At 66.3% G+C, this 23,613-nt stretch carries 20 protein-coding genes and 1 pseudogene; 11 read left to right on the top strand and 10 right to left on the bottom strand.

The features are described 5' to 3' along the window. The first annotated feature begins 47 nt into the window (after positions 1–47). On the top strand, positions 48–1,070 hold the full coding sequence (locus QGN32_RS04370; RefSeq protein WP_326547426.1) for an NAD-dependent epimerase/dehydratase family protein: 1,023 nt from the start codon (positions 48–50) through the stop codon (positions 1,068–1,070). Beyond that, positions 1,067–1,555 (top strand): nuclear transport factor 2 family protein, encoded by a 489-nt coding sequence (locus QGN32_RS04365; protein ID WP_326547425.1) that lies wholly within the window; start codon positions 1,067–1,069, stop codon positions 1,553–1,555. The genes QGN32_RS04370 and QGN32_RS04365 overlap by 4 nt, the downstream gene beginning before the upstream one ends. Before the next feature lie 85 nt (positions 1,556–1,640). On the opposite strand, the gene QGN32_RS04360 is transcribed toward QGN32_RS04365, so the two are convergent. Further along, complete coding sequence (locus QGN32_RS04360) at positions 1,641–2,786, bottom strand: thiolase family protein (protein WP_326547424.1); 1,146 nt, start codon at positions 2,784–2,786, stop codon at positions 1,641–1,643. Positions 2,787–2,850: 64 nt separating this feature from the next. On the opposite strand from QGN32_RS04360, the gene QGN32_RS04355 reads away from it, so the two are divergent. Then, positions 2,851–5,034, top strand: coding sequence for a molybdopterin-containing oxidoreductase family protein (locus QGN32_RS04355; protein WP_442791781.1), 2,184 nt, complete (start codon positions 2,851–2,853; stop codon positions 5,032–5,034). A gap of 214 nt (positions 5,035–5,248) precedes the next feature. Here QGN32_RS04355 and QGN32_RS04350 read toward each other — a convergent pair whose 3' ends face one another. After that, positions 5,249–6,463, bottom strand: coding sequence for a CaiB/BaiF CoA transferase family protein (locus tag QGN32_RS04350; protein WP_326548927.1), 1,215 nt, complete (start codon positions 6,461–6,463; stop codon positions 5,249–5,251). A gap of 182 nt (positions 6,464–6,645) precedes the next feature. Between QGN32_RS04350 and QGN32_RS04345 the strand changes: the two genes are divergently transcribed. Then, entirely contained in the window at positions 6,646–8,121 is a 1,476-nt protein-coding gene (locus tag QGN32_RS04345; protein ID WP_442791821.1) for an aldehyde dehydrogenase family protein, read from the top strand. Here QGN32_RS04345 and QGN32_RS04340 read toward each other — a convergent pair. The 7 genes and pseudogenes from QGN32_RS04340 to QGN32_RS04310 form a co-directional block, all read right to left on the bottom strand. Further along, entirely contained in the window at positions 8,108–8,749 is a 642-nt protein-coding gene (locus tag QGN32_RS04340) for a TetR/AcrR family transcriptional regulator (protein ID WP_326547422.1), read from the bottom strand. The two genes, QGN32_RS04345 and QGN32_RS04340, sit on opposite strands and share 14 nt — an antisense overlap. A 3-nt stretch (positions 8,750–8,752) precedes the next feature. Next, a complete protein-coding gene (locus tag QGN32_RS04335) occupies positions 8,753–9,961 on the bottom strand; it encodes a cytochrome P450 (protein WP_326547421.1) in 1,209 nt (402 codons plus the stop codon). Between the two features lie 57 nt (positions 9,962–10,018). Next, positions 10,019–10,185 (bottom strand): annotated as a pseudogene (locus QGN32_RS24240) (short-chain dehydrogenase); the annotation flags it as partial. 222 nt (positions 10,186–10,407) lie between these two features. After that, positions 10,408–12,057 (bottom strand): acyl-CoA synthetase, encoded by a 1,650-nt coding sequence (locus QGN32_RS04325; protein WP_326547420.1) that lies wholly within the window; start codon positions 12,055–12,057, stop codon positions 10,408–10,410. A 14-nt stretch (positions 12,058–12,071) separates the two neighbouring features. Continuing rightward, positions 12,072–12,686, bottom strand: coding sequence for a PaaI family thioesterase (locus QGN32_RS04320; protein WP_326547419.1), 615 nt, complete (start codon positions 12,684–12,686; stop codon positions 12,072–12,074). Positions 12,687–12,693: 7 nt separating this feature from the next. Further along, on the bottom strand, positions 12,694–13,317 hold the full coding sequence (locus QGN32_RS04315; protein ID WP_326547418.1) for a cysteine hydrolase family protein: 624 nt from the start codon (positions 13,315–13,317) through the stop codon (positions 12,694–12,696). After that, entirely contained in the window at positions 13,314–14,312 is a 999-nt protein-coding gene (locus tag QGN32_RS04310; protein WP_326547417.1) for an aromatic ring-hydroxylating oxygenase subunit alpha, read from the bottom strand. Before QGN32_RS04310 ends, QGN32_RS04315 begins: the two co-directional genes overlap by 4 nt. 156 nt (positions 14,313–14,468) lie before the next feature. Between QGN32_RS04310 and QGN32_RS04305 the strand changes: the two genes are divergently transcribed. The 5 genes from QGN32_RS04305 to QGN32_RS04285 are packed head-to-tail and all read left to right on the top strand — an operon-like array spanning position 14,469 to position 19,681. Next, on the top strand, positions 14,469–16,094 hold the full coding sequence (locus tag QGN32_RS04305; protein ID WP_326547416.1) for a flavin-containing monooxygenase: 1,626 nt from the start codon (positions 14,469–14,471) through the stop codon (positions 16,092–16,094). Continuing rightward, positions 16,091–17,203, top strand: a complete 1,113-nt coding sequence (locus QGN32_RS04300) for an alpha/beta hydrolase (RefSeq protein ID WP_326547415.1) — start codon at positions 16,091–16,093, stop codon at positions 17,201–17,203. Before QGN32_RS04305 ends, QGN32_RS04300 begins: the two co-directional genes overlap by 4 nt. Continuing rightward, positions 17,203–18,270: a phosphotransferase gene (locus tag QGN32_RS04295; RefSeq protein WP_326547414.1), complete on the top strand. Its 1,068-nt coding sequence runs from the start codon at positions 17,203–17,205 to the stop codon at positions 18,268–18,270. The genes QGN32_RS04300 and QGN32_RS04295 overlap by 1 nt, the downstream gene beginning before the upstream one ends. Beyond that, complete coding sequence (locus QGN32_RS04290) at positions 18,267–18,641, top strand: nuclear transport factor 2 family protein (protein WP_326547413.1); 375 nt, start codon at positions 18,267–18,269, stop codon at positions 18,639–18,641. The genes QGN32_RS04295 and QGN32_RS04290 overlap by 4 nt, the downstream gene beginning before the upstream one ends. Then, positions 18,605–19,681 (top strand): TIGR03857 family LLM class F420-dependent oxidoreductase, encoded by a 1,077-nt coding sequence (locus tag QGN32_RS04285; RefSeq protein ID WP_442791780.1) that lies wholly within the window; start codon positions 18,605–18,607, stop codon positions 19,679–19,681. Before QGN32_RS04290 ends, QGN32_RS04285 begins: the two co-directional genes overlap by 37 nt. A 54-nt stretch (positions 19,682–19,735) precedes the next feature. On the opposite strand, the gene QGN32_RS04280 is transcribed toward QGN32_RS04285, so the two are convergent. Then, positions 19,736–21,232 (bottom strand): acyl-CoA carboxylase subunit beta, encoded by a 1,497-nt coding sequence (locus QGN32_RS04280; RefSeq protein ID WP_326547411.1) that lies wholly within the window; start codon positions 21,230–21,232, stop codon positions 19,736–19,738. 86 nt (positions 21,233–21,318) lie between these two features. Here QGN32_RS04280 and QGN32_RS04275 point away from each other — a divergent pair, with 86 nt between their 5' ends. Together QGN32_RS04275 and QGN32_RS04270 are read left to right on the top strand one after the other, a co-directional pair. Beyond that, positions 21,319–22,356 (top strand): LLM class F420-dependent oxidoreductase, encoded by a 1,038-nt coding sequence (locus tag QGN32_RS04275; RefSeq protein WP_326547410.1) that lies wholly within the window; start codon positions 21,319–21,321, stop codon positions 22,354–22,356. A gap of 13 nt (positions 22,357–22,369) precedes the next feature. Next, entirely contained in the window at positions 22,370–23,605 is a 1,236-nt protein-coding gene (locus QGN32_RS04270) for a cytochrome P450 (protein WP_326547409.1), read from the top strand. Positions 23,606–23,613 lie beyond the last annotated feature (8 nt).

Here is a 23,613-nt window from a genome sequence, read left to right as displayed (position 1 = left end):
ACGCCGCGAAAATCTGACAGTTTCCGGTCGCTCGCGAGGTAGTGAACATGACAGACACGCCCCCCATACCCTGTCGCGCACTCGTGATGGGCCCGAGCGGGTTCGTCGGCTCCCACGTCACGCGCAAGCTCGCCCAACGCGGCGACGACGTGCGGGTGTATCTGCGCAAGACGAGTTCGACGGTGGCTATCGACGACCTCGACGTCGAACGCTGTTACGGCGATCTCTACGACGAGGACGCATTGCGGGCGGCGATGGCAGACCGCGACGTCGTCTACTACTGCGTCGTCGACACCCGGTTCCACCTTCGCGACCCGGCGCCGCTGTTCGAGACCAACGTCAACTGCCTGCGCCGCGTCCTCGACATCGCCGCGAAGGCCGGTCTGCACCGGTTCGTGTTCTGCAGCACGATCGGCACGATCGCGCTCGGCGACGGACGCGGACCGGTGACCGAGGACATGCCGTTCGACTGGGCAGGCAGGGGCGGACCGTACATCGAGTCGCGGCGCCAGGCCGAGGAACTGGTGCTGTCCTACGCACGTGACCGTGGCCTGCCCGCGGTCGCGATGTGCGTGTCCAACCCGTACGGCCCCGGCGACTGGCAACCGCACCAGGGCCTGATGGTCCAGTACGCCGCATTCGGCAAGATCCCCGCCTACATCAAGGGCGTGTGCACCGAGGTCGTCGGCATCGAAGACGTCGCAGAGGCATTCCTGCTTGCGGCAGAACATGGTCGGGTCGGCGAACGCTACATCATCTCCGAGACCTACATGCCGATGCGCGACATGCTGACGACCGCGGCGAACGCGGTCGGCGCGAAGCCACCGCGGTTCGGTGTCCCGCTGCCGGTGGTCTACGCGTTGGTGTGGGTCGTCGACCGGCTTGCCAGACTGCTGCGGCGCGATCTTCCGATCAACACCAACGGCATTCGCCTTCTGCACATCATGTCACCCGCAGACCACAGTAAGGCGACCCGCGAACTCGGCTGGCAACCGCGGCCAACCGCCGAGTCGTTGGAGCGGGCCGCGCGGTTCTACGTCGAACAGGCACAGAGGACGGCCACCGGATGACCGGAGCCGACCTTGTCGAGATCGAGGCGATCAAGCAGCTCAAGGCCCGCTACTGCCGCTTGCTGGACACCGGGGACTGGGCAGCGTGGCGCACGCTGTTCGCCGACGACTTCCTCAGCGACACTTCGCCGGCCGGCGGAAAGGTGATCCGAGGCGCCGACGAGTTCGTCGCGTTCACCCGTAAGAGCCTGCGCGGTCAAGCAACGGTGCATCAGGTGCATGCGCCCGAGATCGAACTGACCTCGGCGACGACGGCGCGCGGCGTGTGGGCGCTCGAGGACGTCGTCCGGTTCGGCCCCGGCGTCAACCTACGCGGCTACGGCCACTATCACGAGACCTACGAGAAAATCGACGGGCAGTGGCGCTTCAAGAGTTCGACGTTGACGCGCCTACGCGAAGACATCTTCAACGGCCTTGTCTCCGTCTATGTCTCCGCTCGCATGCGCAAGCTCATCATGAAGGCGTCGCGTCGGGCGATGCGCTGAGCCCGCGCGCAGTCACGCGCGAATGAATCCCAGCAGGTCCGGGTTGATGACGTCGGCGTGGGTGCCCCCGCGAACAGGGCCACGGTCACCTCGTCAGGATCGTCGCGGCGGCGGTGCCGGGTGCGCCGTAGAGTTGGGCGAAGCCGACCTTCGGCTCGCCGGGCACCTGGCGATCGCCGGCCTCGCCGCGCAATTGGCGCACCAACTCGTGGATCTGGCGCAGACCCGAGGCCCCGATCGGCTCACCGTTGGCGATCAGGCCGCCGTCGGTGTTGATCGGCAGCGAGCCGGTGATCTCGGTGGCCCCGTCGGCCAGCAGCTTCTCTTGCTCTCCGTCGGCGCAGAAACCGCATTCGGCCATGTGGATGACCTCGGCTCCGGCGTCGGTGTCCTGTAACTGGATGACGTCGACGTCCTGCGGTGCGACACCGGCCCTTTCGAAGGCCGCCTTGGCGGCGTAGACGGTGGGCGCGACGTCCTCCTCGACCGGCGCGAAGGTCGTATTCACCTCGTAGGCACCGTATTTGCGGGTGCGGACCTCGACCGCGCGCAGGTACACCGGTTTGGCAGTGTAGCGCTCGGCGATGTCGGCGCGGCACATCACGACGGCCGCGGCGCCCTCGTCGGGCGCGCAGAACATGTACTGGGTGAGCGGATAGTTCAGCATCGTCGAGTTGAGGATCTGGTCCTCGGGGATGGGTTTGCGGCGGAAGGCATTGGGGTTCAGCGCGCCGTTGCGGAAGTTCTTGGCCGCCACTTTGGCCAGCGTCTGCTGCGAGATACCGTGCTCGTGCAGGTAGCGGTTGGCTTTCATCCCGAAAAACTGGGTGGTGAGGTACTGGCCGTTCTCGGCGTACCACCGCGGCATGCCCACCAAAGCCGGATCTTCGGTGAACGCGCCACGCGGATGCTTGTCCAGCCCGACTGCGATGCCGATGTCGTAGTCGCCCAGCCGGATTCCGTCGGCGCAGGCCTTGGCGGCGCTGGCGGCGGTGGCGCAGGCGTTGAACACGTTGGTGAACGGGATACCGGACAACCCGACCATGCCGACGATCGCATCCGGGTTGGCGACGGTCCAACTGCCGCCCGTGGCGAACTGGACGTCTTTCCACTCGACACCGGCGTCGGCGACGGCGGCGAAGATCGCGTCGACACCCATCTCCATGGCGGATTTGCCCTCGAAGCGGCCGAAGGGATGCAGTCCGACACCGATGATCGCGACGTCGTGCATGCGTGGTCCTCTCTGGCACACCGATCCGACGTGTAACTGTAACTCTTACAGTATCGTAATCGGCGTGGCATCGGTGACCGAGTACAAGCCGACGTTCTGCCGGATCTGCGAACCGCTGTGCGGGATGATCGCGACGGTCGAGGATGGCCGCCTGGTCGCGTTGAGGCCCGACAAGGACCACCCGCTGTCGGCCGGTTTCGCCTGCCAGAAGGGCATCGCGTTCACCGAGGTGGTCAACGACCCGGATCGGGTGACGAGGCCGCTGCGCCGCGGGCCGGCCGGCTTCGAAGCGGTGACATGGGATGAGGCGATGGCCGACATCGCGAGCCGACTGTCGGCGCTCCTGCGCCGACACGGGTCCGGCGCGGTCGGCTGGTACATGGGTAATCCAGGAGCGTTCAGCTACGCACACACCTTCGCGGCGCTGCTGTTCCTGAAGGGCCTCGGCCGTCACGGCCACTACTTCACGGCATCTTCGCAGGACACCAACAGCAGGCTGATCGCGAGCCAGTTGCTCTACGGCGTGCCGACGTCGGTGCCGATCCCCGACCTGGCGAGAACCGACCTACTCGTCATGATGGGCACCAATCCGGTTGTGTCACACGGTAGTTTCCTGACTGCCCCGCGGATCAAGGACCGCATGCACGACATCGTCAAGCGCGGGGGGCGCGTGTTGATCGTCGACCCTCGGCGCAGCGAGACCGCGGTGGCATTCGAATGGCTCGGCATCGTCCCGGACACCGACTCGTTGTTGTTGCTGTCGCTACTGCAAGTGATGTTCGCCGACGGCATGGTCGACACCGACACGGTGAAACGGCAGGCCGACGGCCTGGACTGGCTGCAGGCGATGTGCCGCCCCTTCACCCCGGAGTCCACGGCAACCCGGACCGGGATCGATGCCGACAGCGTGCGGACCCTGGCGCGCGATTTGGTGAACACACCCCGTGCGGCCGTCTACGGCAGGCTCGGCACCTGCGCGGGCAGCCACGGCACGCTGACCACCTTCTTGATCGACGCGGTGAATTTGGCGGCCGGCAACCTCGATGTGCCGGGCGGTTCCGTGTTCAGCTCGATGCACACCGTCGGCCAGAGATGGCAGAACGTCGCGATGGGTGCTCTCATGCGGCGCTCCTATCGGCGCAAACGATCGCGGATCGGCGGGATTCCTAGTGCGATCGGCTCCGAGCCGGCCGCGCTGATGGCCAAGGAGATCACGACACCGGGCGACCGCCGGATCCGGGCGATGTTCGTGTCGGCCGGTAATCCCGTGCTCTCGGTGCCCAACGGTGAGGAACTCGAGGCGGCGTTCGGGGAACTGGAGTTGTCCGTCGCGCTCGACCTTTACGTCACCGAGACGAGCGCGCAATGCGACTACATCCTGCCCGTCACCACGATGTACGAACGCGACGACTTCCCGTATACCTTTCAAGCGTTTCAGGCCACGCCGTTCCGACAAGCGACTGAAGCGGTCCTCGCGCCGGTTGGGGAGGCCCGCGAGGAATGGGACATCGTCGAGGACTTGGCGCGGCGCTTGGGGCACCGGGTGCCGTCCTTCGCCGTGTTCGCCGGTGTGCAGAAGGTGTTGCGGCTGTTCGGGTTCCGGGCGTCGCCACGGGCAATGATCGACGCCCTGGTGCGGATGTCGGAGGGCGGCGACAGGTTCGGGTTATGCCGTGGCGGGCTGACGCTGCGACGGCTGACCGAGGAGCATCCGCACGGCGTCGTGGTCGCACCACACATCCGTACCGGTGTGCTGCGCGATGCCGTCGGCTACCTGTCACGTCGGGTTCGGTTGCCCCATCCCGGGATTGCCGACGAAGTCGCCAAGCTGTCACGGCGTGCGCTGCCAGACGGCTATCCGCTGCGGATGGTCGGCTTGCGCGAGCCGCGTTCGGAGAACTCGTGGATGCACAATTCACCGCTGTTGATGCGTGGTGACCGTCGCCAGCATGCGCTGATGCATGTCGACGATGCGGCCGAGCAGCACATCGCCGACGGCGACGAGGTGCGGATCACGTCGCCGTACGGCGCGATAAGCGTGCCGGTGTTGACGACGAAGGATCTCGTGGCCGGCGTCGTCGCGGTGCCACACGGCTGGGGCCACAAGGGAACCGGAGGTTGGCGGCTGGCGAACCGGGCCGGCGGCGCCAACGTCAACCAGCTGACATCCAGCGATCCAGCCGATGTGGAGCCGCTGTCGGGCATGGCGTGGTTGACCGGAGTGCCCGTGCGGGTGGAGCGCGCCTGATCCGTTCCTGCGCGAGCGCGCGTGTTTGCACACGACGCGCCGCGCATCAACAGCACTTTGTGCACGGTCGGCGTCCCGCGAGCGTGCACAAAGCGGCGTTGAAGTCCGGTGTGTCGGCACCAGACATGCACCCTCGCAGTATGGCGAGCGTGCGTGAAATGCCAAGATTCCGCGGCGTGTCGTATGCAAGCACGCACGCTCGCGCGAAAAGGTGTTATGCGATCGCGCCGGAGTCCTTCAGCGCTTCGATGCGGTCCCAGTCCATGCCGATGTCCATCAGCACCAGCTCGGTGTGCTCGCTGGCCTGCGGGGCGCGGGTCGTCTCCAGCGGCTCGTGGTTGAACTGCACCGGCCCGCGGACCACCTTGAAGGGCTCACCACCGTCGGCCGCCTCGACCTCGACGACCATGTCATTGGCGAGCGCCTGGTCGTCGGTGGCGAGGTCGAGCAGGCTCTGGAACGGCGCCCACTGGCCCTTCATGGTCTTGAGGTGCTGGCGCCAGTACTCGAACGGCTTGCTGCGGATCTTCTCCCGGATCAGTTCGGCTGCGGCCGCGGCGTTCTCGATCAGCGGCATCACGTCGCAAAAACGGGGGTCGTCGGCGAGTTCGGGTAGCTCCAGATGCTCGAACGCATCCCGGATGTAGCCGGTCGGGCTGACGATGCAGAGGTTGATCGTGCCGCCGTCCGAGGTCAGGTAGTTCGCCATGAACGGGTTCACGCTCGGACCGGTCGCGTCCGGCATCAGCGAGCGCATCGTCTCGCCGGTCTCCATGCCCTGAGTCACGCTCGCGCCCGCCGCCCACCACGCCGTGCTCAACAACGAGACGTCGAGTTCGACCGCCTCGCCGGTGCGCAACCGGTGAAACAGCGCGGCCGAGATGCCGCCCGCGATGTTCATCCCGCCGATCGAGTCGCCGAACGCCGGAATGCCCTGCGACAGCGCACCCCCGATCTCCTCGGGGGTCAACGCATGCCCGACGCCGCTGCGGGTCCAGAACGCGGTGCCGTCGAAACCGCCGACGTCGCGCTCGGGGCCCTTGTCGCCGTATGCGCTGCCGCGCGCGTAGATGATGTCCGGGTTTGCGGCGCGGATGTGCTCGACGTCGAACTTGTTCTTCTGACGTTGCGCGGGAAGGTAGTTGGTCAGGAAGACGTCGGCGGTCTTGGCGATCTCGTAGAGGACCTCCTGGCCTTCCGGCTTCGACACGTCGATGCCGACGCTGCGCTTACCGCGATTGGGGTGTTCGATCAGCGGGTGGCGGTCGGGATCGAGCTGGAACCCGCCCATGTTGATGAATCCGCGCTGGGTGTCACCGCGTACCGGGTGTTCGACCTTGATGACGTCGGCGCCCCAGTCCGCGAGAATCGCCCCCGCCGCCGGGACGAACGTGAACTGTGCGACCTCGAGGACGCGTACGCCCTCCATGACCTTGACCAAATCGGCTCCCTGTCCCGGCTGTTGAATACCTACTGTAAGCTTTACAGTTAGTCGTCCCGCAAAGTCCGATTGTACGAGGTAGCTGCGTGAGCTCCGCCACGGATTCCGAAGAACGCATCGAAACCAGCATCGACGTCGGGCAGCGGGCAGGGCGGCGCGCCGAATCGCGAATGCTCATCGACGGACAACTCGTCGCGTCGTCGTCCGGTGCGCAATTCGACAACCTGAGCCCGGCCACCGGGCAGCTGTTGGGAAGCACCGCCGCCGCCGAACCTGAAGACATGGATCGCGCGATCGCCGCCGCCCGTCGAGCCTTCGACGAATCCGACTGGGCCACCAACCGGCCGTTGCGCGCGAGATGTCTCGACCAGCTGCAGTCCGCGATCGAGGCAGAGCAGGAAGATCTGCGCGAAGAGCTGATCGCCGAGGTCGGCTGTCCGGTGATGACAACGCAGTCCGCGCAACTCGATTGGCCGCTGGCGGACGCGTTGCGCTACCCCGCGCGGCTGATGCTCGAATTCCGATGGGAGCGCACGCTCGAAGGCGGCGGCCTGTTCGGCCAGCGCAACGTGCGCACGGTGGTCAAGGTGCCCGCGGGCGTCGTCGCCGCGATCACGCCGTCCAACTTCCCGATCGAGGTGATCCTCAACAAGCTCGGGCCCGCGCTCGCGACCGGAAACACCGTCATACTCAAACCCGATCCGAACACACCGTGGAACGCGACCCGCCTCGGCCGGCTCATCGCCGAACACACCGACATCCCGCCCGGTGTCGTCAACGTGGTACCGACGCCGTCCAACGACGTCGCCGGGCTTCTCGGTACCGATCCCCGCGTCGACATGATCTCGTTCACCGGCTCCACCACCGTCGGCAAGCTGTTGATGCGCCAGGGCGCCGACACGATGAAGCGGATGTTTCTGGAACTGGGCGGCAAGTCGGTGTCGATCGTGCTCGACGACGCCCCGCCGGCCGCGATCATCGGGTCGGCGGTCGGGGTGTGCGTGCACGCGGGCCAGGCATGTGCGGCCACGACGCGCATGCTGGTGCACAGGTCACTGTTCGACGACGCCGTCGCGACGATCACCGCCGCGTATCAGGCTGTCCCCGTGGGGGACCCGGTCGATTCCGAAACGCTGGTCGGACCGGTGATCAGCGCTGCGCAGAAGACGCGAGTCCTCGATGCGATCGAACAGGCACGCAGCGACGGCGCCGAGATCACCACCGGCGGCGGAGCGGTCGCGAACCTCCCCGAGCATCTGGCAGGGGGTCACTACGTGGCGCCGACGGTCGTCGTCGGGGTGGACAACAGTGCGGCGATCGCCCAGCAGGAGGTGTTCGGCCCGGTGCTGGTCGTGCTGCCGTTCGACGACGACGACGAGGCGGTGCGGATCGCCAACGACAGCGCGTTCGGTTTGGCGGGTGCGGTGTCGTCGCGGTCGCTGGAGCGCGGGATGGCGATCGCCGGTCGTATCCGCACCGGGTCGTTCGGGGTCAATGGCGGCATGTTCTACGGGGCCGACGCACCGTTCGGCGGCTTCAAGAGCAGCGGTGTCGGCAGGCAGTGTGGCGTCGAGGGTTTCGAGCAGTACCTCGAATCGAAGACGGTGGCCTACCGCGCATCGAGGACAAGCGCTACGCCACAGTGATAATCGCTTCGGCGTGGTCGAGGATGCTGTCCAGGATGTAGCCGAAGTCGATGTCGTCGGCGAACCCGATGTAGCGGCCACCGTCGGTGCGCTGAGCGGGAAAGCCCTCGGTGCGCTCTTGGAGTCGTTCGAGCACGACCGAACCCCGGATATGGACCGAGATCGCGCCGTACGTCTCGGCGGCCTGCTCGGCACTGAGCCCCGCTTCGATCAACGCGCCGATCGGCTGCGCGAGCTTCTGGAGCGCCCCGTGCATCGCCCGGTGCCCGTACTGTCCGCGGATCAACACCAGATCGCACAGGATCGGATCAGCGCGAAACCTGCGCCGCATCGTCAACGCGTGATCCCGCAGCGACTCACGCCAATTCGACGCAGCGATGGTGGGCACCGTGAACTCGAACCGCTCCAGCGCCCGGTCCGTCATCGCGTCGAGTAGATCGTCCTTGCGACGGAAGTACCAGTAGATGCTGGTGACTCCGACGCCGAGGTGTTTGGCCAGTTGCGGCATGCTCAGGTTCTCGATCGAAATCTCTTGCGCGACTTCCATCGCCCCGTTGAGGATCTCGTCGGTGCTGATCGAACCGCGCTCGCGGCGCTGGCGGGTACCTCCGGTGCGGGCTCGTGCCACGGTTCAGCCGGCGGGATCGAACGTGACCGGCAGCGCGGTGGGAGACCGGAACGGCTGGCCCCAGATATGGGGGTTGTCGTCGGTGACGAGGTTGACGTTGGTCAGCCGGTCCAGTAGGCACTCCAGCGCGACGCGGGTTTCCATGCGGGCCAGGTGCAGACCCATACAGGTGTGCTCGCCGGCCGCGAACGAGATGTGGGGCACGCGCTTGCGGAAGATGTCGAACTCTTCGGAGCGCTCCCAGCGCTTCTCGTCGCGGTTCGCCGACCCGATGCAGACGTCGATCACCGAACCCTTGGGAAGGGTGACTCCTTCGAGTTCGGTCTCCACCGTCGCAGAGCGCTGCACGGTGGTCAGCGGGGTCTCGTACCGCAGGCCTTCCTCGATGGCCGCCGGCACCAGGTCACGGTCGGCCTGGACCGCCTGGAACTGCTCGGGATGGGTGAGCAGTAGATACAGCAGATTGCCCGACGAGCGGAAGGTGGTCTCCAGGCCGGCGGGCAGCAGCAGGCGCAGGAACGAGTAGATGGCCTCGTCGCTGAGTTTCTCGCCGTCGATCTCCGCGGTGACCAGATCGCCGATGATGTCCCCGGTCGGCTTGGCCCTGCGCTGCTCGATCTGTTGCAGGAAGTAGTCCTTGAGCGCCGCGGACGCCTCGAAGGCGCGCTTGTACTTGACGTGGTAGCTGATCAACTCGACCGCCCGCTTGCGGAACCACGGCAGATCCTCCTCGGGCAGGCCCAGGAGCCTGGAGATCACCCGGGTCGGGAACTCCAGCGTGAAATCCCGTACCAGATCTGCGCTCCCGGTCTGGACGAACTCGTCGATCAGCGCGGTGACGACCGGCCGGACCACCTCTGGTTCCCACCGCGCCAACGACTTCGATTTGAACGCCGAGGACACCAGATTGCGGTGGTCCCAGTGGGTCTTGCCCTCCATCGCGAGAATCGTGGGACCGATGAACAAACCGATCGTGCTGTCGTAGATCTCGGAGTTGAAGACCTTGCCGTCGCGGAACACGCGGTTGACCGCGTCAAAAGAAACCGCCGCATAGAGGTTTTCCGGCATGGCCTCCGGCGCCTTGGACCAGTCCATGACGCTGCCGCGGAACACGCCGCTGGTCTCGTGCCGTCGCTTCGCGAACAGGGGATAGGGGTTGCGAAACAGGTCCGCCACCTCGTCGGGGCCGACGTCCAGAACAGGACTTTCCACCGGTTACTCCAGCCGTCCGATCGTTCCTGCGAGAGCTACTGTAAAGATTACAGTAGACTATAACAGCTGGACAGCACCCGCGGTCATTGAGCTGAAAGACCGCGTCGACCCTGAAGATCCTGCCCGGTGATCCAGCGCGCCCGCGGGGACCCCAGGAACGAGATCACCGCCACGATGTCGTCGACCGAGGCATGGCGCCCGACGGTGGCCTTGCACGCGTTCAGCCACTACCGCACTGCGGCCGGCACGGACCTGCCGTTCAAACGATCACCGGGCGCGCGGCGCCGCCGTTCACACCGTCGATGCGCGCGACCACGGCGCTCGGACTGCGGATGGCGCGCAACCGGACCAGGCGTCGGCTCAGGCGTTCGGCCGCGAAATAGCACTCCTGGCTGTGATCGCGGCGAATGTACGACCGGGAATGCTATTTCGGCGGAAAAGGGGGCTTAGGCGTCGGCGCTGATCGCCTGCTCGCGGGCCCAACGGTAGTCCGCCTTGCCCGCCGGGCTGCGTTCGATCGTCGAACGGAACACCACTGCCTTCGGAAGCTTGTAGCGCGCAATCGAATTCGCGGCGTGGTCGATGAGCTCCTGCGCGTCGGCACCGGCACTTTCGGCCAGCGCGACGACCGCGACGACCTCCTGCCCCCACCGCTCGCTGGGCCGGCCGGCAACCACGACGTCGGCCACCGCGGGGTGCGACAGCAGCGCGGTCTCGACTTCCTCGGCGAAGATCTTCTCGCCGCCGGAGTTGATGGTCACCGAGTCGCGGCCCAGCAGTTCGATGGATCCGTCGGCCAGGTGCCGAGCACGGTCACCCGGGATCGAGTAGCGCACACCGTCGATGACGGGGAACGTCTTGGCGGTCTTTTCCGCATCCCCCTTGTATCCCAGTGGCACGAAACCGCGTTGCGCCAGCCACCCGTTGTCGTCGTGCCCGGGTTCGAGGATCGCGGCGAAATCCTCTGCTGCGACGAAGGTGTCCGGGCCGGCGTTGAACTTGCCGGTCGACACGGCGCCGGGAGCGGACATGTGGTTCATCTGGATGCCGGTCTCCGACGACCCGACACCGTCCATGACGATGAGGCCGGGTTTGACGTCGATGAGCCGCTGTTTGGCGGTGGGGGTTAGCAGCGCCCCGCCGTTGGCCACCACGGCGAGTGAGGACACGTCAGCCGAACCGCGCTCGATCGCGTCGGCGAGCGGGCGCGCCACCGCATCACCGACCACCTGCACCACGAGCGCCTTCTCCCGCTCGATCGTGCGCACCACCTCGTCGGCGTCGAGATGGCCCGGATTCGCCATGAACACGATGGTCTGTCCCGTGGTCATCGCGGTCATGGCGGCCCACTGGGCGGCACCGTGCATGAGTGGCGGCAGCGTGAGGATCTTGGTGCCGGGACCCCCCGTGACGCGCATGGCAATGTCGTCGAGGGATGTGATCAGCTCCCCGGTGGCCATGTTGCGGCCACCGAACGACGTCATGAAGATGTCGTGCTGACGCCACAGCACACCCTTCGGCATACCCGTCGTGCCGCCGGTGTAGAGCACGTAAAGATCGTCGGGCGACGGCTCGAGCGGCGGCAGCACCGCTGTGCCCGACCCGACGATCGACTCGTAATCGACCGCGCCGTCGAGCAGGTCGTTGCCGGATTCATCGGCGATCTGGATCAGCACCCGCAGGTTGGGCAGATCCGGCAGCACCTCGGCGACGCGCGGCGCGAACGTCGCGTGGTACAGCAGTGCGCTGGCGCCGGAATCGTCGAGCAGATACTGCAATTCGTTCTTGACGTAGCGGTAGTTGACGTTGAACGGTGCGACCCGGGCCCGCCAGGAGCCAAGCATCCCCTCGATGTACTCGGGCCCGTTGTACGCGTAGATGCCCAGCAGGTCCTGACCCACTTCGTGGCCGGCGAGTTCGGAGCGCTCGACATGGCAGCCCAGCCCGCGGCTGTGCAGGAACGCCGCCAGGCGGTTGGCTCGTTCGACGACCTGGGCGTACGTGTAGCGACGGTCGCCCTGGACGACGAACTCGCGGTCTCCGATCACTGCGGCGACCGTGTCGGCGGCGGCCGGGACGGTGAACTGTGTGGTCACAGATTTCGTGCCTTTCAAGGCTGGTGGGCAAGCAGTTTGATCATCAGACCGTTGGCCTCGGATAGTACGTTGCCCTCGGCGTCGCTCATCACCGCCCTCACGAACAGTTTGCGGCCCTCGACCGAGTCGATCCACGCCCGCGCCTCGAGCATCGCGTCGATCGGCGTCACCCGCCGGTAGTCCACGTGCAGGTACGCGGTCCGGCTGTCGGGCCGGCCCGCGGCCGAGACCACCATGCCGAAATGCCAGTCGTAGAACAGCGGTATCACGCCGCCGTGGACGGCGTCATTGCCGCCGACATGGAAGCGGCTGAACTGCCCTTGCATTTTCACTTCGTCCGGTCGGGACGACACCACCTGCCACGGTGGCATCAGCGGGTGGCCGTTACCCGGCAGATTGGGCGCCCGGCCCGCAGGCACGATACCGGCGGGCGCCTGATGCCCCTCCAGTCGCGCGCACAGCTCCTCGAGGAGAGTAGCGCCGTCGTTCCACAGCTCGGCGTCGGGATCGCTGGAGACGGTGACGTCCTGCAAACGGCGCACTGCTGCGATGAAGCGGCCCATCTCCGGGGAACCGAGAGTCGGTTTGACCCTGGCGAATTCGCGGATGTGATCCTCGGTGTCGGTCACTGGGCGGCTACTTCCAGCTGTTGATCAGCTCGTCGGTGGTGGTGATCGTCGCCAGCAACGACAACGTGTTGTCGATGATCGCATTCGCATAGTCGGTGGGGATGCCTGCCACCGCGTCACGCGGCAGGACGACGCGGTACGCGGCGTTGACGGCATCCATCACCAAATTGGTGATCGCGACGTTCACCGACACCCCGACCGCGACGATCGTCGACACCCCCAGATTGCGCAGCACAGCGTCCAGGTCGGTGCCGCCCATCGGGCCGATGCCGTGCCACCGGCGCAGCACGACGTCGGACGGTTCCGGGCCGAGTTCGGGCAGCAGTTCGGCACCGGGCGTTCCGGGGGCGATCGCGACACCGCCGCCCATCGCGAAGATCTTCGCGTTGTGATTGGCCCCGCGTCCGTCGGGACGGCGCTGGACGAGGCAATGCACAACGCTCGCACCGGCATTGCGGGCCGCAGGCAGCAGTTTGGCAATGTTCGGGACGGCCTCGCGGCGGGCCTCTTTCGCCAGGGCTTTGAGTCCGGCGTCGGGGCCGACGACCGCGCCCTGGCACTCCTGCGTGACGATCGCGGTGTGGCCGGGCGCCGCGATCGCGGCGAGGTCGCCCTTTTTGTCCGGCGTCATACCGAAGTAGGCACCTCGTAAAACTGCGTCGCCCATTTCCGCATCGCCATGTAGGGCTTCGCGTCGACCTTGGACAACGCGGGGTTCTCGACGTACTCCTGGTAGCGCCAGATGTTGAGGTCGTCCCACACTGTCCCCATGAACTGCTTCTCCACCTTCTTTCGCACCTCTTCCGGTGGCACGTCGGAGGTGTCACCGGGCAACCGCGGCCACCAGATGGAATAGAACATGTCCGAACAGCCGTCCTCGACGGGCGTGCACGCGAAGATCAGGCGATGGTTCGAGGAGCCCTCGAATGCACTGATCGCGAAGCCCAATCCGGAGAAGTGACTGTGGATGTACAGCGCCATCTTGTCGGGGTCGTCGCTGCGCGCATCGGGCCAACCGGTCAGAAAGCGCCATTCCTCGTCGACGGCTTCCCAGTTCAAGCAGACCGGGGTGACGGTGGCCCCATGGACGTAGTGGAAATGGGCGCTGTCGGGGCCGTTCTCCGCGACGATCTGCGGATGCACCGGCTCGCGTTCCGCGCGGCTCGAAAACTCCGGATACGGGCGGTAATACGCGTCTTCGTCGGTCGGGAACTGCGGGAACTTGCGGAACAGATCAGGGAGCTCCCACCGCGGCGGCTCGCCCTCGGGGTGATGCCAGGCGAACACGCAGCCGTATTGCTCCACGACGGGATAGACGCGCAGCCGCAGCGCTTTATTGGGCCGGTCGGGTTGGTAGGGGATGTAGCGGTTGGTGCCGTCGGGTCCCCACCGCCAACCATGGAAAGGGCATTCGACGCAGTCGCCGACGACCTTGCCGCCGTGGCCGATGTGCGCGCCGAGATGCCGGCAGTGTGCGGAGAGCACGTGCAGTTCACCGGACTCGTCGCGGTAGGCCACCAGGTCGTCGCCGAAGTACCGCAATGGCCGCGTCTCACCGGTGGGAAATTCCGCGGACCAGCCGATCATGAACCAGCCGGTGACCTTCCAGGTGAACGGTACTTTCATTCTGAAGCCGCCTCCTCATCCGCAGACTAATAGAAGAGCTTACAGTAGCGGTTTCAGGAAGTGCCAGACCGCGATGTTCGGCCGAAACCGTCCGGCGGCCCGCCGAGATACTGTAATACTTACAGTATCTCCCCTACGGACGTGAGGTGCTCATCTGTGACGACATCCGACACCGCCCGCTTCGACGCAATCGTCATCGGGGCCGGGTTCTCCGGCTTGTACGCGCTGCATCGACTCCGGGAGCAGGGGCTGCGGACCGTCGTGCTGGAGAAGGCCGAGAACGTAGGCGGCACATGGCTGTTCAACCGGTATCCGGGCGCGCGCTGTGACATCGAGAGCATCGAGTACTCCTATAGCTTCTCCGACGAGATCCAGCAGGAGTGGGTGTGGACCGAGACGATGCCGCGCCAGCCCGAGATCGAGGCGTACCTGAACTTCGTCGCCGACCGCCTTGATCTCCGGCGCGACATCCGGTTTCACACCGAGGTCACCGCGATGGCCTTCGACGAGATCGCCGCCGAGTGGGAGGTGCGGACGGCGACGGGGGAGGTCCTCACCGCGCCGTTCGTCGTCGCGGCGACGGGCATCTTGTCGGTGCCGAAGGAACCGGAGATCCCCGGCATGGGTTCCTTCGAAGGGCTTTCGTTGCACACCAGTCGGTGGCCCGAGCACGACGTCGACCTCACCGGCAAACGGGTCGGTGTCGTCGGCACCGGTTCCACCGGCGTGCAACTGATCCCGGTCGTGGCCGTGCAGGCCGCCCACCTCACGGTGTTCCAGCGATCACCCGCCTACACGCTGCCGTGGCAGGTGCGCCCATTCGACGACGGTGAACTCGACGAACTCAAGGCGAACTACGCCGACATCCGGATGGCACAGCGGCAGCACGCGGTGGGTGCGGCGCGGCTGAGCGCGTTCTCGGTGATGTTCGAGATGATGACTAAGCCGCCGCTGAAGTCCGCGTCGCGTGAGGAGCAACTGCGCGCCGTCGACGAGGGCGGCGTCATCGGTGCGCTCAGTTGGGGCGACGTGTTCTTCGACATCGAGGCCAACCAGATGGCGGCCAAGCTCTACGGCGAGGCGGTGGCGCGGATCGTCGACGACCCCGCGACCGCGGCCGCGCTGACACCCACGCATCCGTTCGGGTGCAAACGCCCGATCATCGACCAGGGCTACTACGAAACGTTCAACCGCGACAACGTGACGCTCGTCGACCTGCGCAAGGGGCCGATCGTCGAGGTGACCCCGACGGGGATCCGCACCGAGCAGGGCGACCACGAACTCGACGTGATCATCTATGCCACCGGCTTCGACGCCATGACGGGGGCGATGACCCGGATTTCGGTCACCGGTCGAGACGAACAGTGCCTGGCCGACTTCTGGACGACGGAGGGGCCGTACGCATACCTGGGCATCGCGGTGGCCGGCTTCCCGAACCTGTTCATCATCCAGGCCCCCGGAAGTCCCGCCCCGGCAAGTAATTTCGTGACCGCGCTCGAACAACACGTCGAATGGATCGGCGAATGCATCGAGTACCTGGGAGCTAACGGATACCGCACCATCGAAGCGTTGCCCGACGCCCAGCGCGAGTGGATCGAACACGCGACATCGCTCGTTGCGCCGACAGTGCTCGTCCACCCGACGTGCAACTCCTGGTACAACGGCGGCAATGTGCCCGGCAAGAAGCGAATGTACATGGGTTACACCGCAGGCATTCCCGAGTACCGGCGTCGGTGCGACGAGGTCGCCGACGGCGGCTACACAGGGTTCAAGCTCGGATGAGGACGCCCGAGCGCGTGTACCGCATCGGCCGGGACTTCGCCGGTGTGGTGCCGCGGGCACATGCTGCGGTCAGCGAGCCGGGTGGCTGGCATCCGCTGTCGCGCGGCGGTGCCAGGCAACTGGGCGAGGTCGTGCTCGACGAACTCGCGCTGACCGGAATGACGCTGACCGCGCCGCCCCCGAAGCTGGAGCGCAACGTCGGGTCCTGCGCGGCCGCCGCCGACGAACTGACCGGCTTGGGCGTGGTGGGTGTGCACGCCGAACCGGATCCATTGCAGCCGAGAATGATCCGGCGACGCCGGTTCGGGCGGGCCAGGTATGAGCAACTGGTGTTCGAGCATGACCCGCACCTGCCAGCGTGCTTGGCCGCCGAGGGATTCGGCGGCCCTACCACCGCCATGGTGCATCTGTGCCGAAGCGGTGACGAGGCGCGGCCGTGGCTGGTGTGGGTGCACGGCGCCGGCCAGGGCCAGCCGATCGACCTGGTGTTCTCGCGGGCGCGCCGTCTGCAGGAGCGCCTCGGGTACAACATCGCGTTGCCGGTGCAGCCGGGCTGCGGGGCCCGACGCAACAGGTGGCCGGTCTATCCGAACATGGATCCGCTGAACAACCTGGCGGGCATGATCCGCGTGGTGTCCGAGGTGCGGGCCGTGCTTCGGTGGTTGCGGCCGCAGGCGAGTGCCCTTGCGGTGTCCGGGGTTTCGATGGGCAGCCCGGTGGCGAGCCTGGTTGCTCACCTCGAACCAGTCGATGCCGTCGCCCTGTACACCCCGATCTTCGGTCTCAACGCGATGATCGCCGCGCACCTGGGCCGTTGGGGGCCGTCGGTGCGAGACACCATCGGCCTGTTGCGGTCGGAACCCGTCGAGCGGGTGATGTCGGTCGTCGACTACCAGGCCGTCGAACCGTCCGCGCCGCCCGACCGCAGGTTGATCGTCGGAGCCTGGCACGACCAGATGGCCCGACGGGAGCCCGCCGAGCAATTGCACGAACGGTGGGGCGGCGAGTTGTACTGGCACCGCGGGAGTCACGTCGGCCACCTGTTCGCCGGCGGGGTGCAGCACGCGTCGGAGCGGTTTCTGGCGTCGGTCAAGGACGGGGCCAGTTGATGACGGCGACCACGGCCGCGGTGCCCGGGGGTATCGACGAAGTCGACGCGGATTGGCTGACCGAGGCGCTTCGCGCCGACGCAGGAATCGACGGAGCGGTGGTCGAGGCTGTGCATGCCGAACAGATCGCGATGGACAGCGGCTTTTCGTCGCTGCTGTACCGGCTGCATCTGACGGGCACCGGCGTGCCGGCCACGCTGATCGTGAAGCTGCCGGCGGAGTCGGAGGCGCGCGGGGCGATGGAGTTGCTCGGCGGGTACCGGCGCGAGTTGGCCTTTTATCGCGATGTCGCAGCGCACGCACCGATGGAAACGCCGCGCGTGTACACCGCCCGGATGACCGATGGCGGAGTGGATTTCGTGCTGTTGCTCGAGGACCTGTCGGACTGGGACAACGCCGACCACTTGGCGGGGCTGACGATGGACCGAGCCCGCGTTTGCATCGGCCAGTTGGCGGGACTGCACGCGTGGTCCTGCGGACGCGTTGTTTTGGAGCAGTTTCCTAGCATCGACACCCCGATCGCGCGGGACCTGCTGTTGCCCGCTTTCGGGCCCGGATGGGAGATCTACCGCGCGCAGACCTCGGCTGTGGTACCGGCTGCAGTGGCCGCGTTCGCGGAGCGTTTCGCCGAGCGCGCGGTACAGGCGCTGCCAGTGCTGACCGAACGCGACATGCTGCTGCACGGCGACATCCGCGCCGACAACCTGTTCTTCGCCGGTGATCGGATGAAGGTGGTGGACTTCCAGTTCGCCGCCCGCGGCGCGGGTGCAGCGGACGTGGCGTACCTGGTGACCCAGGGCCTGCCCAGCACCGCCAGGGTGGGACACGACGAGGCGCTCGTCCGCGAGTATCTCGAGCACATGTCGGCGGGAGGCGTCAGGGACTACCGGTTCGACGAAGCGTGGCGTCACTATCGTTTTGCGGCCGTCTACCTGATGGTTTTGCCGGTCATCACGCTCAACGGCTGGGCAGCGCTGCCGGAACGGTCACGGCAACTGTGCTTGACGCTCACCGATCGGGCGGTGGCCGCGATCGACGATATCGGCGCCCTGGAGGTGTTCGCATGACCCGGTCCGCCCGAGAGGTGGTGGAGCTCTACAACCTGGTGGTGTGGAATCAGCGTGACTGCGCGCTAGCCGAGGAGCTGTTGGGCGAGAACGTGATTCGTCACGAGGTGGGGGAGGCGCAGACCTTGACCCATGAACAGGCGGTGCGTCGCGTCGTCGACATGTGGGAGGTGACCGAGAGGATTCGCTTCGACCTGAACCTGGTGGTGGCGGGCGACGACGGCGAGCACGTTGCGATCGTGTACGAGTCCCCGATGAAGTTGAAGGACGGGACGGAGACCACGATCGGCAGTATGGAAGTCTTCCGGGTAGTCGACGGCAGGATCGTCGAAGTGTGGAACTGCGGCTACAAACAAGGAGTCTGGGCGTGAACAACCGGGTGCTCGACGAACTGGGCTACTACCTGTTGGCCGGCGCCGGTGGTGAAGGGCCGGCCACGCTGATCGACGAGGCCCGCCGCGGCGAGGAGCTCGGTTTCGGTACCGCCTTCATCTCCGAGCGGTGGAACGTCAAGGAGGCGTCGTCGCTCGCCGGCGCCGCGTGTGCGGTGACGTCGCGCATGCAGATCGCCACGGCGGCAACTAATCACAACACCCGTCACCCGCTGATCACCGGCTCGTGGGCGACCACGATGCACCGGCTCTCCGGAGGCCGCTTCACGCTCGGGATCGGGCGCGGTATCGGGGCGATCTACGGCGCGTTCGGGATCCCGGCCGTGACCACTGCGCAGATGGAGGACTTCGCCCAGGTGATGCGCCGGTTGTGGCAGGGCGAGCTGATTTTCAATCACGACGGCCCGATCGGCAAGTACCAGGTGCTGTTCCTCGATCCGGATTTCCGCGAGGACATTCGGCTGGCCATCGTGGCGTTCGGCCCGCAGACGCTGGCGTTGGGCGGTCGGGCGTTCGACGACGTCGTCCTGCACACCTACTTCACGCCGGAGACGCTGCAGCGCGCGGTCAAGACGGTCAAGGACGCCGCGGAGCAGGCGGGCCGTGACCCGGCCAGTGTGCGGGTGTGGTCGTGCTTCGCGACGGTCGGCGATCATCTGCCCGAGGAGCTGCGGCTGAAGAAGACGGTTGCCCGATTAGCGACCTATCTGCAGGGCTACGGCGATCTCCTGGTCAACACCAACGGCTGGGATCCAGCGGTCCTGCAACGTTTCCGGGACGACAAGGTGGTGCAGTCGATCCCCGGCGGCATCGACCACAAGGCGACACCCGAGCAGATCGAGCACATCGCCACCTTGATTCCGGGTGAGTGGCTGGAGCCTGCTGCCACCGGCTCGGCGCAGCAGTGTGTCGACCGCGTCCGCAAGGAGTTCGACTACGGCGCCGACGCGGTCATCATGCACGGCGCAACCCCCGATGAGCTCGAACCGATCGTCACCGCCTACCGCTCTAGCGAGTGATTTCGGTGCGCTACCAGTCGCTCACCGACACGTAGCGCACCGAAATCGCCTGTCTCAGGGCGTGATCGCCGTACGGGAGACTGGCTCCGCCGCGGCCTGCCGACTGTAGATGGCTCGCTGCAGTCCCGCCAGCAGAGCGTTGCGGGTCTCCTCGGGATGGATGAGGTCGTCGAAGCCGAGGTGGCCGGCCGAGCGGAAGGACGCCTCGACCTCCATCTTCCGGAGCCGTGCCTCGACATCCTCGGCGGCGTGCGAGGCCTTACTGAGCGCGGCTGCGCTCATCGCGCCCATCGTGGCGCCGGGGTACGCGAATGTCGCGCTCTGATTGTCAAACCCCAACAGCGACATAACCATCGACCCGAAGCCATACGCTTTGCGCAACGTGACATGAAGCTTGACCGTCGTCGCCGCGGTCTGCGCGGCGAACATCCGCGCACCGCTGCGCAGTACGCCCGCCTTCTCCGACCGGCTGCCGGGCAGCATCCCGGGATTGTCGGCCAGAAACACGATCGGCAGGTGAAACGAGTCGGCGACGGTGATGAAGTGGGCGGCCTTGTCCGCGGCGTCGGCGTCGATGGAGCCGGCGATCACCTGCGGTTGGTTGGCGACCACCGCGACGGGATGGCCGCCGAGATGGGCGAGCGCGCAGATGATCGCGGGCCCGAACTTGGGCTGAACCTCGAACCAGTCCGGGCGGTCGAACACGACGTCGAGCACGCGCCGCATGTCGTACACGCGCCGGTTGCCGCGCGGCACGATGCCGAGCAGTTCGGGCGTCGGTCGCGCTTCGGTGGCTTCGTCGGCGGGCAACGACTCCGGATACGACCAGGCGCTGGCCGGAAAGTAGGACAGATAGCGGCGGATGTCGTCGAGTACAGCGGCATCGTCGTCGGCGAGGTTGTGGATCACGCCGCTGGCGAGCGCGACGTTCGGTCCGCCCAGGTCTTCCTTCGAGATCTCCTCGCCCGTCGACTCTTTCACTACGGGCGGCCCCGCGGTGAAGATGGCGCCCTGCCGGCTCATGATGGTCCAGTCGCAGACGGGGGCGACGAGCGCGCCGTGGCCTGCGGACGGCCCCAGCAGACCGGCGACCATCGGCACCTTGCCGGAGCATTGCGCTTGGGCGAGCAGGTCCGTCGGCGTGCGCCCGTAGTGCTCGCCGCTGGGCCGAAAACCCGCGCCCTCGAGCAGCATCACCAGCGGAACCCGGTCGCGCAGCGCCAACTCGGCCAGCCGGTACCGCTTGGCATTTCCGCCCGGGCCGATGCTGCCGGCCAGCGTCGTGAAGTCCTCGGCGCCGATCATCACCGGTTTGCCGTCGATCAACCCGGAGCCGGCGACGATGCCGTCGGCGGCGATGTCCCCGCCGCCAAGTGTGCCGAACTCACGGAACGAATCCTCGTCGAGGAGATGGGCTATCCGCGCTCGGGCGTCGAGCTTGCCCTTGCCGCGATGCTTGGCGACGCGCTCGGCCCCGCCCATCTCGTGGGCATGGCGGCGCCGACGGGACAGCTCGTCGAGAGTGGCATGCCAATCGTCGGCCTTGGTCATCACAACTCCTGTCCCCGGATAGGCGATCGTCGCACCCGCCTGCGCTCGTTGACCATACTGAATTGCTTACTGTAGCGTCTACGACCATGCTTAGCGGCGCCGGCCTGAAGGTCGACGGGGCGGTTTCCAGCCAGCTCGCCAACGTCGTCGGTGCAGCGAGCAAACTGCAGCGACGCGGCTACGACGGGTGCTGGACTGCCGAGGTGGCCCACGATCCGTTCCTGCCGCTGACGCTCGCCGCCGAGCACACCGACACCCTGGATCTGGGTACCAGTATCGCGGTCGCGTTCGCCCGTAATCCCATGACAATCGCCAACATCGGATGGGATCTACAGGACTTCTCGCGCGGCCGCCTCATCGTTGGCCTCGGCTCTCAGATCAAGCCGCACATAGAGAAGCGGTTCAGCATGCCGTGGAGCCAGCCGGTGCGTCGCATGCGCGAGTTCGTGTCGGCGATGCACGAGATCTGGACGTGCTGGCGCGACGGCACGAGGCTGGAGTTCGAGGGTGACTTCTACACGCACAAACTGATGACGCCGATGTTCACCCCGGAGCCGCACGACTACGGCTTTCCCAAGGTGTTCCTCGCTGCGGTGGGTGAGGCCATGACCGAGATGGCCGGCGAGGTTGCCGACGGGATGCTGGCGCACGCCTTCACGACCAAACGCTATTTCGCCGAAGTGACCACGCCGGCGTTGCAGCGGGGAATGGCCCGGACGGGCCGACAGCGCAGCGACTTTCAAGTGTCATGTCCGATCTTCGTGGTCACCGGCGTCGAGGAAGGCGAACTGGCGGCTGCCGCCGTCGCCACGCGCAAGCAGATCGCGTTCTACGGTTCGACGCCGGCCTACCGCAAGGTGCTCGAGTTGCACGGCTGGGGTGATCTGCACACCGAACTGCACCGGTTGAGTCTGGCCGGGCAGTGGGACGCCATGGGCACGTTGATCGACGACGAGGTTCTCGAGGCGTTCGCGGTCGTCGCGACGGTCGACAAGCTGGCGGCAAAGCTTCGGGACCGGTGCGACGGGGTGATCGACCGCGTTCTGATCGGCTTCCCGTCGTCGGTTCCCGAAGAGACTGTCTCCCAGGTAGTTGGAGAGTTGCGCGGCCAGTCGGCCGCATGAGTGAGAGGTCATGATGAGCGCTCGAGTGATCGACCACGCAGCGAAGGTGCTCGCCGACCCCCGGGCCTACGCCGATGAGCCCAGGCTGCACGCCGCCCTGACGCACCTGCGCGCCAACGCCCCGGTGTCGTGGGTGGACGTCCCGGGCTACCGCCCGTTCTGGGCGATCACCAAACACGCCGACATCATGGAGATCGAGCGCGACAACACGCTGTTCACCAACTCGCCACGGCCAGTGCTGATGACCGAGGAGGCCGACGAACAACAGGCGGCGGTCGGCATCAGCACGCTGATCCACCTGGACGACCCGCAGCACCGCGAGATCCGTGCGATCGGGGCCAACTGGTTCCGGCCGAAGGCCATGCGCGCGTTGAAGGTTCGGGTCGATGAACTGGCGAAGCGATACGTCGACGGCATGCTCGAGCGGGGACCGGAATGCGACTTCGTCCAGGAAGTCGCGGTGAACTACCCCCTCTACGTGATCATGTCGATGCTCGGCCTGCCTGAATCCGACTTCCCGCAGATGCTGAAGTACACGCAGGAACTCTTCGGAAACGACGACGAAGAGTTGCAGCGCGGTACGACGAAAGAAGAGCAGATGGGGGCGCTGCTCGAAATGTTCGCCTACTTCACCACCGTGACCGCCTCCCGCCGTGAGAACCCGACCGAGGACCTCGCGTCTGCGGTCGCCAACGCCACGGTCAACGGGGAACCGCTGTCCGACATCGAGACGGTCTCCTACTACGCGATCATCGCCGCTGCCGGTCATGACACCACGAGCGCCGTCGTCTCCGGGGGTCTGCACGCGCTGATCGAACATCCCGATCAGCTGGAACGGTTGCGCGCCAACATGGACCTGATGCCGTTGGCCACCGAGGAGATGATCCGGTGGGTGAGCCCGGTCAAGGAGTTCATGCGGACCGCCCGCGCGGACACCACCGTTCGCGGTGTCCGGATCGCCGAGGGGGAGTCGGTGCTGCTGTCGTATGCGTCGTCCAACCGTGACGAAGACGTCTTCGACGAACCGTTCCGCTTCGATGTCGGTCGTGACCCGAACCGGCACAACGCGTTCGGCTACGGTGTACATTTCTGCCTCGGCGCCGCGCTGGCTCGAATGGAGATCAGCAGCTTCTTCAGCGAATTGGTACCGCGGCTGAAGTCGATCGAGTTGACCGGACCGGCACAGCATATCGCGACGATCTTCGTCGGCGGGCTCAAGCACCTGCCGATCCGCTACGAGTTGACGTAGTTCGGCTC

The sequence above is a fragment of the Mycolicibacterium sp. ND9-15 genome (assembly GCF_035918395.1).
In the GTDB taxonomy this organism is placed as follows: Bacteria; Actinomycetota; Actinomycetes; order Mycobacteriales; family Mycobacteriaceae; genus Mycobacterium.
This window is presented reverse-complemented; position numbering and strand designations above follow the sequence as displayed.